15 protein-coding genes and 1 pseudogene are annotated in these 16,737 nt (G+C 58.3%); 6 read left to right on the forward strand and 10 right to left on the reverse strand.

Annotated elements, in window-relative coordinates:
- Window positions 1–543: 543 nt before the first annotated feature.
- On the reverse strand, window positions 544–2,136 hold the full coding sequence (locus AUR64_RS18920) for an N-acyl-D-amino-acid deacylase family protein (RefSeq protein WP_058583535.1): 1,593 nt from the start codon (window positions 2,134–2,136) through the stop codon (window positions 544–546).
- Between the two features lie 156 nt (window positions 2,137–2,292).
- On the opposite strand from AUR64_RS18920, the gene AUR64_RS18925 reads away from it, so the two are divergent.
- Both AUR64_RS18925 and AUR64_RS20675 read left to right on the forward strand, forming a co-directional pair.
- Window positions 2,293–3,024 (forward strand): helix-turn-helix domain-containing protein, encoded by a 732-nt coding sequence (locus AUR64_RS18925; protein ID WP_058583536.1) that lies wholly within the window; start codon window positions 2,293–2,295, stop codon window positions 3,022–3,024.
- Between the two features lie 83 nt (window positions 3,025–3,107).
- Window positions 3,108–3,590 (forward strand): hypothetical protein, encoded by a 483-nt coding sequence (locus tag AUR64_RS20675; RefSeq protein ID WP_155120669.1) that lies wholly within the window; start codon window positions 3,108–3,110, stop codon window positions 3,588–3,590.
- Window positions 3,591–3,650: 60 nt separating this feature from the next.
- On the opposite strand, the gene AUR64_RS18930 is transcribed toward AUR64_RS20675, so the two are convergent.
- Window positions 3,651–4,760, reverse strand: a complete 1,110-nt coding sequence (locus tag AUR64_RS18930) for a dipeptidase (RefSeq protein WP_058583537.1) — start codon at window positions 4,758–4,760, stop codon at window positions 3,651–3,653.
- Between the two features lie 88 nt (window positions 4,761–4,848).
- On the opposite strand from AUR64_RS18930, the gene AUR64_RS18935 reads away from it, so the two are divergent.
- The gene (locus AUR64_RS18935; RefSeq protein WP_058583538.1) at window positions 4,849–6,234 is read left to right on the forward strand and encodes a serine hydrolase; all 1,386 of its coding nucleotides are present in this window, start codon (window positions 4,849–4,851) and stop codon (window positions 6,232–6,234) included.
- A 55-nt stretch (window positions 6,235–6,289) separates the two neighbouring features.
- Here the strand turns inward: AUR64_RS18935 and hutH are convergent, their stop codons facing one another.
- The 4 genes from hutH to hutU are packed head-to-tail and all read right to left on the reverse strand — an operon-like array spanning window position 6,290 to window position 11,772.
- The gene (gene hutH, locus AUR64_RS18940) at window positions 6,290–7,894 is read right to left on the reverse strand and encodes a histidine ammonia-lyase (protein ID WP_058583539.1); all 1,605 of its coding nucleotides are present in this window, start codon (window positions 7,892–7,894) and stop codon (window positions 6,290–6,292) included.
- Complete coding sequence (gene hutI, locus AUR64_RS18945; protein WP_058583540.1) at window positions 7,887–9,104, reverse strand: imidazolonepropionase; 1,218 nt, start codon at window positions 9,102–9,104, stop codon at window positions 7,887–7,889. The genes hutH and hutI overlap by 8 nt, the downstream gene beginning before the upstream one ends.
- Entirely contained in the window at window positions 9,101–10,030 is a 930-nt protein-coding gene (gene hutG / locus AUR64_RS18950) for a formimidoylglutamase (RefSeq protein ID WP_058583541.1), read from the reverse strand. Before hutG ends, hutI begins: the two co-directional genes overlap by 4 nt.
- A complete protein-coding gene (gene hutU / locus AUR64_RS18955; RefSeq protein WP_058583542.1) occupies window positions 10,027–11,772 on the reverse strand; it encodes a urocanate hydratase in 1,746 nt (581 codons plus the stop codon). The genes hutG and hutU overlap by 4 nt, the downstream gene beginning before the upstream one ends.
- Before the next feature lie 86 nt (window positions 11,773–11,858).
- On the opposite strand from hutU, the gene AUR64_RS18960 reads away from it, so the two are divergent.
- Window positions 11,859–12,503, forward strand: a complete 645-nt coding sequence (locus AUR64_RS18960; RefSeq protein ID WP_058583543.1) for a helix-turn-helix domain-containing protein — start codon at window positions 11,859–11,861, stop codon at window positions 12,501–12,503.
- Window positions 12,504–13,016: 513 nt separating this feature from the next.
- Window positions 13,017–13,487 (forward strand): hypothetical protein, encoded by a 471-nt coding sequence (locus AUR64_RS18965; protein ID WP_058583544.1) that lies wholly within the window; start codon window positions 13,017–13,019, stop codon window positions 13,485–13,487.
- 173 nt (window positions 13,488–13,660) lie between these two features.
- Here AUR64_RS18965 and AUR64_RS20680 read toward each other — a convergent pair whose 3' ends face one another.
- From AUR64_RS20680 to AUR64_RS18970, 4 genes and pseudogenes are all read right to left on the reverse strand, one after another.
- Window positions 13,661–14,098: a hypothetical protein gene (locus tag AUR64_RS20680; RefSeq protein WP_155120670.1), complete on the reverse strand. Its 438-nt coding sequence runs from the start codon at window positions 14,096–14,098 to the stop codon at window positions 13,661–13,663.
- Between the two features lie 172 nt (window positions 14,099–14,270).
- Window positions 14,271–14,756, reverse strand: a complete 486-nt coding sequence (locus AUR64_RS20685; RefSeq protein ID WP_155120671.1) for a hypothetical protein — start codon at window positions 14,754–14,756, stop codon at window positions 14,271–14,273.
- An 839-nt stretch (window positions 14,757–15,595) separates the two neighbouring features.
- A pseudogene (locus tag AUR64_RS21320) lies at window positions 15,596–15,881 on the reverse strand (type II toxin-antitoxin system RelE family toxin).
- Window positions 15,874–16,158 (reverse strand): ribbon-helix-helix domain-containing protein, encoded by a 285-nt coding sequence (locus AUR64_RS18970; protein ID WP_058583545.1) that lies wholly within the window; start codon window positions 16,156–16,158, stop codon window positions 15,874–15,876. The pseudogene AUR64_RS21320 and the gene AUR64_RS18970 overlap by 8 nt, the downstream one beginning before the upstream one ends.
- Before the next feature lie 190 nt (window positions 16,159–16,348).
- Between AUR64_RS18970 and tnpA the strand changes: the two genes are divergently transcribed.
- Window positions 16,349–16,732, forward strand: a complete 384-nt coding sequence (gene tnpA, locus AUR64_RS18975; RefSeq protein WP_058583546.1) for an IS200/IS605 family transposase — start codon at window positions 16,349–16,351, stop codon at window positions 16,730–16,732.
- Window positions 16,733–16,737: the final 5 nt, after the last annotated feature.

A 16,737-nucleotide genomic window follows, 5' to 3' on the forward strand; every position in this document is an offset into this window, starting at 1 on the left:
AAACCAAAAGTGTGGTCCTAAGAAGGTCAGAAATTAGAGTTATTCGACATTATTTCGTATATGATTGTTTATACATGACTAGAGTTATGCGATGTTCGACTGAATGGTCAGTCGGTTACCGGTGCGCACATCTCCGTCTGGGGATGGAGGAACGAGGTACCTGCCCGGCTATCTCCGACCAACGCACACCGGTAACCAGTGACTCTGTCAGCAGGGACACCTCGTCCCTGTTCTGGTCGTGGGGTAGTGTTCATATAGCTTTTCGCCGAAAGTAACGTAGACCTGACTGTATGGTTTCGATGAATCTGACTAGGGTCGTACTCCGGAACATGAGAGCGCGCGCTCAGAGACGGCACTACAGAGCCAGCGGTGCAACGTGACATCGCACTCGTGACGATGGCTCTCACAGGGACGCTCTAACCTAATAGCGGAACTCTCAATTCGCAAGCAAGCGCCGGGGTTTTGCGAAATCAGGTAGGAGACGACCCTAAGCCCCTGTTCGCGGCACTCGCGTAGGCATCGAAACGGAACGAAGCGACGGCGTTACGCTCGAAGCGCTCGGCCGGGCGTTGCACCTGTCGTCTCCCCGTCGCGGACGACGAACTCCCCGTCGACGAGGACGTGCTGAATCCCCGTCGGGTAGCGGGTCGGGTCGTCGAACGTCGCCGGCGAGGAGACAGTTCGCGGGTCGAACACCACGAGGTCAGCGTCCAGTCCCGGCCGGAGCAGCCCTTTCGAGTCGAGTCCGAAGATACGCGCCGGCAACGAAGTCGATTTTTGGACCGCTTCGGGAAGCGACAGCAGGTTCCGTCGACGGGTGTACTCACCGAGCACGCGTGGGAACGTGCCGTACACACGCGGGTGCGGTCGACCGCCGAACAGTCCGTCGCTTCCGATACAAACCCAAGGCGTCTCCAGAATCGTCTCGACGTCAGCTTCTGCGAGGGTGTGAACTCGGATGCTCACACCGAGTTCTTCTTCGACGAGGAGGTCACAGACCGCTTCTATCGTGCCGACGCCACGCCGGTCCGCAACGTCTCTGATACTTCGGCCCTCGGCGTCGGCGTTCGATTCGCTCGAAACGCTCGTCACGAACACATTTTCCCATCCGGCGAGTCCACCGAAGTTCTCCCATCCGGCGATACGCCACTCCTCGACGTCGCGTCGAATCCGCGTTCGCACCGTTTCGTCCGTGAGTTGGTCGAGCATCTCGTCGGGGCCGTCTGCGTGTAGCCACGGCGGGAGTAGCGCCGAGAGCATCGTACTCCCGGCCGTGTACGGGTACGCTTCGGCGGTGAAGTCGACACCGCGCTCGCGGGCCGCATCGACGAGGTGAATCGCCCGCTCAGCCGTCCCGTACTGTGCTTCGCCGGCCGTTTTGAAGTGTGAGAGATGAAGCGGCACGCCCGTTTCGGCCCCAATATCGACGAACTCGTCTAAGGCTTCCCAAATCCATCGGCCCTCACTTCGGATGTGAGCGACGAACGGTCGACCGGTCGGAGAAACCGCTTCGGCGAGCGCTCGAACTTCCGCCGTCGACGCGTACGTACACGGCGTGTAAATCAATCCAGTAGATAATCCGATTGCACCCTCTTCGAGCGCTGTTTCGACCCGGGAACACATCTCGTCGAGTTCGCCGCTCGTCGGGTCGCGGTCCGACATCCCCAGCACGTCGAATCGAACGGTTCCGTGACCGACGAGCGTCGCAACGTGTGGAGCGACGCCGTGGTCGACGACGGTATCGAGATACTCGTCGACACCCTCCCAGTCCCACGACTCCTCGAATCCACCGGCGAGCGCCGACAACTGACGCCGCCAAACCGCCGGGTCGCCGTCGTACAACGGAGCCATCGAGAACCCGTCTTGGCCGAGAATCTCGGTCGTGATGCCCTGTCGGACCTTTGGCGCGAGCGTCGGGTCGGAGAACAGTTGCAAATCCGAGTGTGAGTGTGTGTCGATAAAGCCGGGAGAGACAACCGCATTCTCAGCGTCGAGCACCTCGTCGGCCTCCGTCTCGGGTTCGGGTCGTCTGTGAAGTCGCTCGATTCGGCCGTCGGCAACGGAGATGGCCCCACGGAACCACGGTGCCCCGCTGCCGTCCAGTATTCGGGCGTTCGTCAGCAGTAAGTCCGTCATATGACGGCCACGCCCGTACCCCACATATACGAGTACCCTATGTAGGGAGGGTTTGTTCTCGTTTCGAGGTGAATCCGGCCGCTATCCGACATCCTCGGAGACTACCCTTGCATTCTAGGGGATACTGTTATACTCCATACTTGGTATGAGACACCAATGAGCACGGTCGGGCCAAACGAACTCAGTGGGAGCGATTCGGGATACAAGCAGGTACGACTCAAGATACGCCATCCCGGCTGTTGGACCCTCGATACGACGAGTGAGTGCGCCGGCACGCGAGTCATCGAGAAGTCGCTGTACCCTTCTGAGGACGACATCACGGCGGACCTCATCCTCATCGCAGAGGGAGACGTCTCGCTCTCGGAGTTCGTCGAGACGATAGATAGCCACGATGTCGTCGACTCGGTGACGATTCTGAAACAGACTGAGACCCGCGCACGGGTCCTCGTCGTCTACGAGCGGACGAGCAGTATCGTCCCTAGCATGGCGAACACGGGGTTCGTGCCAATCGTCCCAGTCCAGGTGTACGGCGGATACGAGTACTGGACGATGATGGCACGAACCGACCGACTCGGGACCATCATCGAGACGCTCCAGCAAAACTTCGATGTCACCATCGAAGCCATTCACGGGTTCACCGAGGACTCGCCGGTCGAGTTCGACAACATCTGTGACCAGATTAGCAGCGAACTCTCGCCGAGACAGCGTGAGTGTCTCCTCGCTGCCGCAGCAAACGGCTACTACGAGTGGCCTCGCCAAACGAGCGCCAAGGAGATTGCGGGCGAACTCGACATCAGCGGCCCGACGTTCCTCGAACACCTCCGTATCGGCGAGCACAAAATCATGCAACACGTCCTCCAGCAGTTAGAACGAACGCCGGAGCTGTAAATACAAAATCTCAAAAAACTGTATGGTCAAATGGATAATTTTGATATACAGAATTATCATCTATCTCGATTAATGACTCATACATGACGAAACTAAGGTTAGATACAGTTCGAGAACAAATCCGTTTAGGGGCGCTCACCTATGCGCTGATACTATTTGGGTACATACTAACCGGACCCCCAACAGCTATCGCGATTATAGCCTCCATTATCGCAGTTGTCTCACTTGCACTGACACCACAACAGGTTGATGAAGAAGCTATACGCCAATTCATCGTACCAGCAACGATCCTCACTGGCCTGATATCGGTGAGTATACTTCTTTACTCGGGATACGATATCAGCGAAAATACGGGGACATTGCTGATTGTAGTTTCTCTTTTTCCATTCATGTTCGGATGGGAATCCGGAGGGTGGATAGGATGTGCTTTGCTTGCAGCAAGTGGCATAGTTAACGCCGCCTATTTCACCTCCAACAGGATTTTATCGCTATTCTTTGTGGTGTTTGCAGTTCTTACAGCATATTTCTCATATGCACTGTATCATCACGATTTCGACGACATGTGAAAATGTTTGAATATCTATATTTCCCGAATGTGTAAATAGTAGTAGTTCCGGTACGACCGCTTACCGAGCGCGTTCCCAGAACTTCAGCACGTTTTCGCCGAGGAGTTTCCGTTGTTCTTCCGGGGAGAAGCCGCGTTCCTCCAACCCTTCCGGGATGACCTGCCAGTCCTCGTACGAGGACATCGGCCCGTACCCGACACCGACTTCGACGCCGTGTTCCGCGCGAAAGCCCATTCCCGAGAACGACTCTTCGAGGCCGCTACGCAGCGGTTCGGGGATTTCGGGTGTCCACGAACCCCAGTCGGTGCCGATGCCGACCCTGTCGATGCCGATTCTGTCGACGGCGTACTCGATGTTGTCGAAGAACAGGTCGAACTCCGCGTCGGGGTTACCCGGGTCGAGGAAAAACGGGACGGCGACGACGCCGTAGTAGCCGTCGACGTCGGCGAGTGCGTCGAGTTCTTCGTCGCTCTTGCCTCGGTCGTGGGCGGCCAACGACTGGCTGAACGCGTGTGTGACCGCGACCGGTTTCTCGGCTATCGCAATCGCGTCGAGCGTCGTCTGGGTGCCGCAGTGAGAGAGGTCGACGACCATCCCGCGTTCCTGCAGTCGCTCGACCACGTCGACGCCGTGGTACGAGAGGCCGGAGTCCGTTCGTTCGGTACAGCCCGTTCCGACGAGGTTTCGGCTGTTGTACGTTAGCTGGACGATTTGGACGCCTGCGTTGTGAAGGACGTCGACCTCCGAGACGTCGCCAGCGGTCGCCGCACCGCCGTTTTGGACGTTGAGAACGATTCCGACGTGTCCGTCGTCGACGACAGCGCGTGCTGCCTCGGGACTGGTCACTTTCTGCATCCAGTCGAGGGCGTCGATACGGGCTTGCCATCGCGCGAGGTCGCGTCGTACACCTTCCGCGTAGGTCAGTGCAGGGTTGAGACTGCCCATCGTCGGACTCACGAGGTTCACTCCCGCGGTGGCGTACGCCTCCCGCATCTCTTGGGCGAACGCGTCGTCGTCGCGGAGTTGGTCGACCTGTGCGTCTTCCATCGCGTCGAGTGCGGCCCCCGCGGATGCGCCACCCGAGAGCGCCTCGTCCATCGCGTCGTCGATGCGGTCAGAGCGCAAAAGCGGCGTTCCCCGTGGATAGTAGTCGAACACTGGGTAATCCATGAACGTAGCTGAGAGAGGTGGTAGCAAAAGACGACCCCCTCACATGATAGGACGCAGGCTTAACCCCCGAACTCGCGCTTACGAAAACATGCCAACACTCGACGCTTCGACACGCAGCGCAATCGAGTCGTTCGTAATCGATTGGATGGACGACAACGGTATTCCCGGTGCGAGTCTCGCACTCGTCGACGGCGACGAACTCGTCTACGCCGACGGCTTCGGCGCGCGTGACGTCTCTGAAAACATCCCATCGACGAGCGACACGCTCTACGGAATCGGCTCTATCACGAAGTCCTTTACCGCATTAGCCATCCAGCAACTCGTCGAAGACGGCGAACTGGAGCTCACAGACCCCGTCACCGAATACGTCGACCGCTATGCCGACGCGCCGGGGAACCCGGTTCTCATCCACCAGTTGCTGACCCACACGTCCGGACTACCGAGCGACGGGAGTGCAGCGGTCCTCATCGCACGACTGATGGGTGCCGGTGAAGTCGCCTCGCCTATCACGAGCGACAACGACTTTTCGAGACATCTGAACGGCGCACTCAACGACCGCCTCGTCGACGACGAGGAACACTTCTTCTATTACAACTCCGGATACACCGTGCTCGGCGAAATCGTCGAGAGCATCACCGGCAAATCCTACGAGGAGTACGTCCACGAGCAGATTCTCGAACCACTGGGAATGACTCGCTCGACGTTCGACGCCGACGGGTTCGAGAGCCAGTCCGACCGAATGACACCGTACTTCCGCGGCGGCGACGGCTTGCAGAGTGGCCGATTTCCGTTCGACGAGACCATCTACGCACCCGGCGGACTGCTCAGTTCGGTCACCGAGATGTCGAACTACCTCCGGATGAACATGAACGGCGGCGAGTTCAAGGGCAACCATCTCCTCTCGTCGGAACGCCTCGCGGAACTCCACGAACCGGCGTCGACGAGACTGGAGTATCTGGACGGACCGACACAGCAGTACGGCTGCGGCTGGATGATTTCCGACCTCGTCGGCGACCGATTGGTCGGCCACGGTGGGTCCATCGGCGTCTGTACGGCGTACATGGGCTTTCTCAAAGAGGCGAACGTCGGGGTCGTACTGCTCTGTTCGACGTCTCCGGAGACGCACCCGATGAACGTCGGGCCCGCAGTGTTGGGACTCACGCAGGGTGAGGACCCGAAAGACGCAGTCCCGCAGTTCGGACTCGACGCCAAACTAGATGCAGTAACCGGCGAGTACGCGTCGTACCGAGAGATTACGACCGCCACTGTCGAACGCGTCTCGGGCGGATTGACCGTCTCGTACGGCAGCGGCCGGGCGACCCAGAAGTTGCTCGCGCTACCGGAGAACACCGACCCCGACGACTTCGACTTTTACACTGTCACACCCGACGGCAGTCGAACGCCGATTCGGTTCGAAGAGACGGACGATGGGATGGAACTGTTTGTCGACCGTTGGCGGCTCTACCGCGAGTGAACGAGCAGGGTATCAAACACGGAAGCACCGCAGACCGCGTCACCCAAGACGCAACTCACGCGAGCGTCGTGTCGAGCGCTCTCTCGACGTTTTCGAACAGAGCGTCGGAGCGAAGTATCTCGGTCATCACTTCCATATCCCGATGAATCGGCCTGTCGTCGTCGAGATGTTCGAGATGCGCTCGAACCGTCCCGTAGGCGGCTTGTGTTCCGATTCCAGGCGTTTGTCCCTCGATAAAGTCGAGCGCTTGTGCACCACAGGCCAGTTCGATGCCGACGACACACAGCGTCGATTCGACAACCTCACGGGCGATGTACGCGCTCTGTGCGCTCATGCTGACGTGGTCCTCCTGATTGCCGCTGACTGGGATACTGTCCGTAGACGGCCGCCCATGTGACCGGTTCGTACTCACGAGGTCGGCAGCCGTGTACTGCGCAATCATGTATCCCGACCGAAGTCCGCTTCCCTCGGTCAGAAACGGCGGGAGATACTCTTCCTGAATGTTGGGATTGAGCATCCGGTCGATGCGACGCTCCGAAATCGACGCGAGTTCCGAGAGCCCGCTCGTCGCGTAGTCGAGTCTGAGCGCCAACGGTTGGCCGTGGAAGTTGCCGCCGGAGAGAACGGCGGCCGTCTCGGTGCCGCTGGCTCGTTCGTCGGCTTCCTCGGCGGCGAACACGAGCGGGTTGTCCGTCGCGCTGTTGAGTTCCGTCTCGACGGCCTCTCGGAGGTGTCGGATGGAGTCGCGGACAGCCCCGTGGACCTGTGGGAGACACCGAATCGAGTACGCGTCCTGTACTCGGTCGCAGTTTCTGTGTGATTCGACGATTTCGGAGTTCCGCGTGAGTCGTCGGACGTTCTCCGCACTCTCTGACTGCCCCGGGTGCGGCCGAACACGCTGGATACTGGCGTGCGAACTCGCTGTCGTCCCCATCGTTGCCTCGGTGGTCATCGCGCCGGCGATGTCAGCCGCGCGTATCGCCCGTTCGGCGTCACAGACGACAAGCGAGGCCAGTCCGACGGTCAGTTGCGTTCCGTTGATTAGCCCCAGCCCCTCCTTCGCGCGGAGCGTCACCGGTTCGAGGTTCTTGCGTCTCAGTGCCTCGTCGCCCGAGAGTCGTTCCCCATCAACGGTTGCTTCACCCTCGCCTGTGAGAACCAGCGCGAGATGTGCTAGTGGCGCGAGGTCACCGCTCGCTCCGAGACTTCCCTTCGCTTTTACCACAGGATGAACACCCTCGTTCAGCATCCCCGCGAGAACGTCGACGATTCGCTCGCGGACGCCGCTGTACCCTTTCACCAACGCGTTGAGTCGCGTGACGAGCATCGCGCGGACCTCCTCGTCATCGAGTTCCCGACCGGTTCCGGCGGCGTGGCTCCGGACGAGGTTCTGTTGGAGCGTCTCGATATCGTCTCTGGCGATACGCTCCTGAACGAGTTCGCCGAATCCCGTGTTGACGCCGTATACAGCCTGTCCGGATTCGACGATGTCGACGATGCGTTCGCGTGACTCGCGGACGCGTTCGCGGGCGCTTTCGGGGACGTGGACTGGCGCGCCCCTCCGTGCGACGTGTTCGATGTCCTCCGGCGTGAGGGATTCGCCGTCAACGACGACGCTGTCGGCAGCGGCATCGGCATCGGCGTCAGCGTCGTCAGTCACGGTGGACCACCTCCCCGCATTTGATTACCGTCTCGACGTTTGTGACGCCGAAGTTGTACGGGAGATGTTCGTAGTCGGGGACGTCTACGACGACCAAGTCACCGGGTGCACCTTCCTGAAGGGTTCCGGTCCCGTCGGTCCGGTCGAGTGCCGCGGCCGCCGTCTTCGTCGCGGCGCGGATGGCCGAAGCGGGTGACATCCGCATCCCGTTGCAGGCGAGTTCGATTGCGAACTCCATACTCTGTGAGAAGCAGTTCGGGTTAAAGTCGGTCGCAATTGCGACCGGGATATCTGCGTTCTCGAACGCGCTCGCATCGGCGTACTCCGTCGCAAGCGCGAACGCAGTTCCCGGCAGCAAAACGGGCGTCACATCCGAGTCCCGTAGTGACTCGATATCCTCCGCTGTCGACTGCAGGAGATGGTCGGCACTCATAGCACCGAGTTCGACCGCTAACCCCGCGCCGCCGAGTCGTTCGAACTCGTCGGCGTGAATCTTCGGCTTCAAGCCGTGTTCCTGCCCTGCTTCGAGAACACGCCGGGACTGCTCGACCGAGAAGACGCCCGCCTCACAGAATACGTCGCAGAACTCGGCGAGGCCGCGTTCGGCAACGGCGGGCAGTTGTTCCTCGACGACGTGGTCGACGTAGCTGTCGGCGTCGGTGTCTTTCGGCACTGCGTGTGCGCCCATGAACGTCGAGACGACGTCTATCGGGTGGTGGTCGTCCGCCTCGGCGATGGCTTCGAGCATCTTCACCTCGGTTTCGACGTCGAGTCCGTAGCCGGATTTTACCTCGACCGTCGTCGTTCCGTGGGCAAGCATGACGTCGAGTTGTTCGAGGAGGTTCTCGACGAGTTGCTCCCGAGTCGCCTCGCGCACCGCTCGAACAGTTCGCAAGATACCGCCACCCTCTGCGAGAATCTCTTGGTACGTTGCACCTCGCAGTTTCGCGGTGAACTCGTCGGCGCGGTCACCCGCGAACAGCGCGTGGGTGTGGGGGTCGACGAAGCCCGGCAGCACGGTCTTTCCGGCGGCGTCGATAGCCGCTGTCGCGTTCGCCGGAGGATAGTCACGGACGACCTCGTCTGTCGACCCGACCGCGACGACGACGCCGTCGTCGACAGCGACTGCGCCGTCTCGTACCGTCTCCAACTCGCTCTCGTCGGTCGGTGTGGCGACCTGCGATGCGTTGTAGACGACGAAGTCAGTCACGCAGACCACCCCGCGAGGAAGTGTGCAACTGTCCGAGCGGCGGCGTCGACGGTCCGTCCCTCGGCATCCAGCGGCGGGGCACATTCGACGACCTCGAAGCCCGCGAGTCGCTCATCGGCAGCGACGAGGCGAACGAGTCGGAACAGTTCTCGTGGAAGGAGGCCACCGGGTGTCGGAGCGCTACACCCGCAGTACGTCGCGTCGAGGACGTCGATGTCGACGCTGCAGTAGAGGTGGTCAACGGAATCGAGTGACGAAAGCGCCCGGTCGACGGGCGCGACGAGGTCGTCTGCGACCTCTTCGGCCGTCACCACCGTCCCATTGTTCTCACGGACGTAATCGTGGTACACCGTACTTGTCTCGAAATGTCGAGCACCGACACAGGCGTAGGCGCCGAGTCCCATCTCGTACAACTGCCGGTAGGGTGTTCCGCTCGTCGGGTCGTCTCGGACTTCCCGGACGTCGAGATGTGCATCGACGTTGAGAACGCCGACGCTCCCATGTTCGAGCAACGGTGCGACGTTCGGGACGGTGAGTGAGTTGTCGCCGCCGAGGAACACGGGAAGTGCGTCGAGTGCGTGGATGGATTCGGTGGTTTCTCTAATCAGGTCTTGGGCTTCCGCGACCGATTGTGCCTCTTCGGAAATGTCTACGTCGCCGAGGTCGGCAATGCTACGACCACTTCCGACGGGTCCCGCGTCGTAGTGGTGGGTCTTCACCGCCGCCAGCGCGTCTCTGATAGCCGCCGGTCCTTCCGCGGCACCGGGCCGCGAGATGACAGCACCGTCGTACGGTTCGCCCACGAGGGCCACGTCGTACCCGTCCGCGCTTTCGAGGTCCGCGCACTCGACGATATCGCCGAACTGTTGGTCGGCGGGGTCCGACGACGTCCCTTCCCACGCGACCGGCGCAGTGAGACTGCTCATTCGGTCTCCCGCATCGGGATGTGGACTCCTGATGCAGTTGCTTCCGCTACCGCCTCTTCGTATCCGGCGTCAACGTGTCGAACGATGCCCATCCCGGGGTCGGTCGTGAACACGCGCTCTGCCTTTTCGGCGGCGAGGTCGGAGCCGTCGAGAACGACGTGGTTGTTGGTGTGAAGCGAGTTCCCGATGCCGACGCCGCCCCCGTCGTGGACGCTCACGATGTCGGCTCCCGCCGCGCAGTTGAGCAAGGCGTTGAGAATCGGCCAGTCCGCAACCGCATCTGAACCGTCGCGCATCGCTTCTGTCTCGCGGTTCGGACTGGCGACGCTGCCGGCGTCCAAGTGGTCGCGCGTGACGACGACCGGCGCTGCAATCTCACCATCGGCGACGAGTTCGTTGATTCGGAGCGCAAACCGTGCTCGTTCGGTGAGGCCGTCCTCGCCGGTCTCGTAGCCGAGCCAACAGACACGACTCGGCAGTCCCTGAAATGCCACTTGTTCCTGTGCAAGGTCTATCCAGCGGTGCAGCATCTCCTTTTTTGGAAAGAGTTCCTTCACCGCTCGGTCGGTCCGGTGGATGTCCGCCTCCTCTCCCGAGAGTGCGACCCACCGGAACGGCCCCTTCCCGCGGCAGAACAACGGTCGGATGTACGCCGGAACGAATCCCGGGAAGTCGAACGCGTTCGCCATTCCCCGGTGGGTCTGAACCTGTCCGCGGATGTTGTTGCCGTACTCGAACGCTATCGCCCCCTCATCTTGCATCGCGAGGATGCCTTCGACGTGTCGTTGCATCGTATCGAGACTCGCCTCGACGTATCGCTCGGGGTCCTCGTCGCGGAGTGCGTCGGCCTCTTCGACCGTGTATCCCGACGGGTAGTAGCCCTCCAGTTCGTCGTGGGCGCTCGTCTGGTCGGTGACGAGGTCCGGGACGAACTCGCGTTTGAGCAGGCCGTCGAACATGTCCGCCGCGTTCATGTGGAGGCCGATAGAGAGCGGTTCGCCCTCTTCGGCGGCGCTCTCGGCTAGTTCGATAGCCTCGTCTATGTCGTCGGTCTTCTCCATGCAGTAGTCGGTTTCGAGCCGTCGGTCGATGCGGTTCTCGTCGACTTCGGCTGCGATACAGACCCCGTGGTTCATCGTCACTGCCAACGGTTGCGCGCCGCCCATTCCGCCCAGACCTGCAGTGACCGTAATAGTCCCCCGAAGTCCCTCGTGGTCGGGGAAATGCTGTCGGGCCGCCTCGGCCAACGTCTCGAAGGTTCCTTGGATGATTCCCTGCGTCCCAATATACGCCCACGACCCGGCGGTCATCTGCCCGTACATGATGAGTCCCTTCGACTCCAGTTCGTGGAAGTGCTCCCAGTTGTCCCACGCGCCGACGAGGTTCGAGTTCGCAATCAGTACCCGTGGTGCTCGTTCGTGGGTCGTGAATCGACCGACTGGTTTCCCTGACTGGACGAGCAACGTGTCGTCGTTGGCGAGCGTCCGAAGTTCCGCGAGGATGCTGTCGTAGGCGTCCCAACTACGGGCCGCCCGTCCGGTCCCGCCGTACACGACGAGGTCTTCGGGTCTCTCGCCGACGTCCGGGTCGAGGTTGTTGTTGAGCATGCGGAGCGCGGCCTCCTGTCGCCACCCTTCGCACTCGATATCCGTTCCCGTCGGCGCTCCCTGATAGTCGAGCCACTGCGACGACGGAGCGCCGATGTCGTCGGTCGATTCGTTCCCGGAATGTTGTTTGGCCATGTGTACGTATACCACAGACGAGTAGACCCATAGTTTAGGCTATCCGTGCGGAAAGGGCTTTAAATATCGACGGCGAGAGTGAGATGATGCACAAGGCGGTGTTCCGAATCCGGAGCGACAGTCCGTACGCGGGTGCAACAGCGGGAAACGATACCCGAATCGAACTGTGGTGCAACGACCACTGTGATTTGCTCCACATCGAAGGCGACCGACAGTCAGAAGTCGTCGACCACGTCGAATCGACCGTCGGCGTCCGCGAGCGAATCGACAACGGCGACGACCGAACCGTCGTCACCGACGCGTGTCTCAAGGAGTACCGAGACGATTACATCGAACGCCACATCGCTGCCAGTGGCTGTCTGCTGCTCCCGCCGCTTCGATACGAACGCGGCGAAAAAGTCGTCCGCGTACTCGCGTTGAACCCGGCGAATCTGGCGACACTGTACGCCGACATCTCGGCGGACCACAACGTGACAGTCGAATCGAAACAGGAACTGTCGTCGGTGAAATCAGAGACGCCTGTACTCTCGGCGAGTGCGTTTCTGCCGAACCTCTCGAAACGGCAGCGAGAAGTGTTTCTCGTCGCGTACGAACGAGGATACTACGAGATTCCGCGCGGCACGACGACCGAGGAAATCGCGGACGTCGTCGGTGTTGGTCGGCGAACCGCAGAACACCACCTCAGGCGTGCCGAGGAGAAACTCGCAACGGCGTTCGCTGCGTATCTGTGAGAGCGACGACTGGTGGCCTTTACCTTCCTGCTGGATACGCAGGTGACAGTCGTTGCTCGTGGACCCGAGAAACGTCGATTAGTTGACTGACCGGGATATACTCGAAATCGAGCGACTGATAGCCCCGACCTCAACAGTTGGGTAGCGAAGTTATGTCCTCTGCTACCCACTATCATACTGGTTACAGTCCGAGGCGTCCCGGTTGACACATGGACGACTGAACCACCCCACGTACAGCCCAGCGAATAGGAGGTGGCGGTCATTGGCTTGCACCCCCAATGGTCGCTGCTACTCCGCTTCCATTGCTTAGTCCGACGAGTTGTGTCTGTGGTTAGTGACTTCGTTGGGGGAAATTCCATCCGGCCATGTCGAGTCCAGGGATATCCGGCGGTAGACACTCCGACGGTGTCACTCCATCTTCCTTCTCGCAGATATGAATGAGATGGATATCAGAACACGTTCTAACTGACTGGAACAGAAAATGTCATTATCTAGAAATTCAAATAAAGGATAGTGACTGAGTTTCGTACGCTAGCGGGAAAATGTACTGTCACCAGTGGTTCCATAGAGGTCAAAGAGAGTCTGATTGGTCCGATAAAGACAGCGTATCACCTCAGTAAGCTCTATTTCTTCGTGCTCGCTGTGTACGTCCCTTTGTTTGGTTTCTTCATTGTATTGACGTGGGAGAACGGCCTCCCAGTGTTGGTGTCTTTTGTAGTGATTGTATCCGTGCTAGTGGTGCTTCGGTATCGGTTGTCGTACGGGTCGGGGACGTTAGATGCTGACTCGATATCTCTCGACACTGTAGAATCGGTCGAGGTGAGAGAGGACCAGTTGATTCCAGTGCTTGTCGTGAGCTATCGGCAGAACAACTCAGTCGAAAAACGAGTCATACGAATGCCGTACTCAGTGCTGAAGAATTCTTCAAGAGAGCTAAACAAAGCCATCGAGGCATTCGACGGCAAAGGGATAGAAATCGCTTGAGTTCTCCCACGAGATAGGCATCTCGCCCAGTGACGACCGAATTGCTGATGTTCTCGACGAGTTAAATTCTGACCAGCTCAGATAAGAGATTCGAGGACGTCGAAATCCAAGCTTCCAGAGCAGATCCTGGCGAGTTGAGGCGCTCTAAGGGGCGTTCGTGGTTGATACCCAACTTAGCAGTTATATGCCCCTGAAGCGTGGTCATCTTGCCCCGTCACTTCCACGTATCGGAGATTTCGATCACACGTCGCTGTTACGATTTCGACGATCCGACCGTCGCTCTTCACTGAAATGATGACTGTGGGGTTGTTGGGTGGATCTTCGACAGTCAACTCACGGGTTGATCCTTCTGTGAGATTTGCTGTTGTAACATGACGTGCAGATTCAGGTAGAACCACCGCTATCGGCGGATGGTCATACCCTTCTGGATGAAACGATCTTAAACCAGGAGTCATTGACAGATTGCCTACCTCTCCACTACTATCCTTGACACCGATTTTCTCAACAGAATCGTCTACGACCCACACCTCGAACGTCTGTGTCTCGTTTGCAGAGTTGATCAGTCCAACTGTAACAGGCCCTTGTTGATCACCGCCTACGAGTGGAGTCATGCTACAGCCAGCAAGCGCCACCATCGAAGCGAGGCCCAAGATTGCTAACAATCGGGTTATCGCTTGTGAGCGACGAGGTAACGTCAAAGACATTGTACTTGGTGATTGACCTTACAGCGTATTAGTATTTCAGATGGCCAGAAGAAAACGGCTCAGAAGATCGCTAGAACTACTAACAGTTGTATCCCGCTGTAGCCCTTCCATCCAGAGTGGTCACTTCAAGGTAATTGAAATCCCCGCTACACGCGGCTGTGACCAGCGCAATAACTCGCGTATCGTTCCTCACCGTGACCACAACCACTGGGTCAGAAGGCGGATCTTCGATAGTGAACTCATCTACCTCACCAGGACTAATCGAGATTTGTTTGATGTCTCGGGCAGATTCTGGTAGTTGTACAGACGTAGTTCGAGGTGTTTTCCCGCTGTAGTTGAATTTCGTCAAACCCGGACCAGCAGGAACAGTCACTGTTTCCCCGTTTCCTTTCTGCACTTGGATTCCATCGAGTGGTCCCTCTGCTACCCACACCTCAAATGAATAGGTCGAATTCCCGTCGTTTATCAACCCAACTGTAACAGGCCCCTGCTGGTCTCCACCCATGAGCGGAGCCATGCTACACCCAGCGAGGATCACCATCGATGTGAGACCCAGAACTGCCACCAATCGACTGCTTGAGTATGCGAAGTTCATCTTTGACTCTGACCCACTATTGAATCTCTGGGATGTTGTCTTATCAACTACACAATGTTTTGCACCGATTTCAGCCTCTGCGAGATGGTGGTGATCAGATTATGTTGGTAGCCGTTTACCGTCACTAAATCTGCAGCAAATGCGCTGCTACCGCATTGCCCATTACTCACCAACTCAATCCAGTCTGATCAGTCACTAACATAATACCTCGGTCGAATCAGAATGTTCGCAATGAGGCGCGAATGCACCTATGTTCCTTCTGGACCACGTTACCTCTCCTTCCCTCGATTGAGTCGGTCGTGGCGATTAGACGAACGCGGTGAGCAGGAGTATATTGCAATGCGGCGGGCGCACAGAGACCCAGATGCTCCAGACCCAAATGTCGAAATTAGCTACCTTGAGACAACGCTTATCGAAGTAGCCAAGCAACTCGAAGAAAGCGGAATCTCCATCGAAAAGTTCCTCCATATTTTGATTCAACCCGCGCCAGAACTGGGAATCTCTGCTGAGGATGTGTTTCACGTAGACAATTCTGTCGCTCTGTCGTGGCCCGAGGATACTACCATAAGTATGGTTGACGTTGAGTGGCTACACCTTCTGCAACGAAGCAACTCAACAACTGGACACCGACACACTCCAAGCAGACTCATCGATGGATGTAGCAGAGGTCAAACGATTCCTCTCTCGATTGCTCGACTTTTGCAATCACGCGGTCAACCTCGGGGTCAGGCCTCAGATGATGAAGTTTGTTGGGCCAGATTACAAATGATTTCACGCGGGTCGGTCAGAGACCTGTGCAGCAAAGAGCCTCAATCATCATCAGCAGTGTACGCTCCACCACGGCGCTTGATTCGAGCGACAACTATCCGCTGTTCGGGTTGGGCGGAAGGTCACAGCTAAACGGAACTCACCGATACGCACCTTCTTGTGCGGACTGTTCTGGAGCGGTTCGCCATAGTCGGGTGGATCCCGCCACGGTGAGTCGACAATCTCGTCGAGTTTGTTCAGTATCCGTTCTTGTTCAAATGGAGAAAGAGCAGAAATGTCGTCCTGTGCTGTCGATGTGAACTCCCACGTCCAGTCGCCCTTACTCATCGCTGTCCGTTCCGAACTGCTTGCGAGCCTCGTCGGCACTCATCGTCCGTCCCTCACGGATGTCCTCCTCTGCTTGGAGAAGAGCGATGAGTTCATCGCGGTCGAACGTCGGGAATTCGGTTGCGTCTCGGAGAGTGTAGCGGATGAATTCGCTCCGGCTGTTGAATCCGCGCCCCTGCCATGTGCTGTCTATTTCGTCGAGAAACGACTGTGTGACTTTGAAATTCACCGTGACAATCTCGTCATCGCCGTTCGATCCGGTAGTTGCTTCAGACATACACTGATGTTACGTCTGTCTTACCAAATCAATTTCGACAGTATATGATACATAGTGCGAGCGCATACCCGCGTCTTTAGGCGCGGGTCAAGCGGACAATAGTGTACATTTCCACCGACGATGGCACGGCTGGATTTCCCACCGTGTAAGATAGCTTTAACACACCACAGAGGCATAGTATGTAGTACGGATGAAGACCACACGGCACGCAACGTACAACCTCAACTACCACATAGTGTGGATACCGAAGTACCGCCAATCGGTACTCGTCGGTGACGTTGCAACCCGTGTGCGAGACATCCTCCACGAAATAGCCGACGAGAAAGGGTTGGAGATTATCGACCTTACCGTCCAACCCGACCACGTTCACCTGTTCGTCAGTAGCCCGCCGAAACACGCTCCGTCGCTTCTCGCCAACTGGTTCAAAGGCATCAGTTCGCGGAAATACAACCACCGCTACGCCGACCACGATGGCGAGAAAATCAAGTGGGCACGCGGCTACTACACAGGAACCGCAGGGTACATTTCAAGCGAGACTGTCGAGAAGTACATCCAGCGTCAACAGAACTCATGAGTTCT

The organism is Haloprofundus marisrubri, assembly GCF_001469955.1.
In the GTDB taxonomy this organism is placed as follows: domain Archaea; phylum Halobacteriota; class Halobacteria; order Halobacteriales; family Haloferacaceae; genus Haloprofundus; species Haloprofundus marisrubri.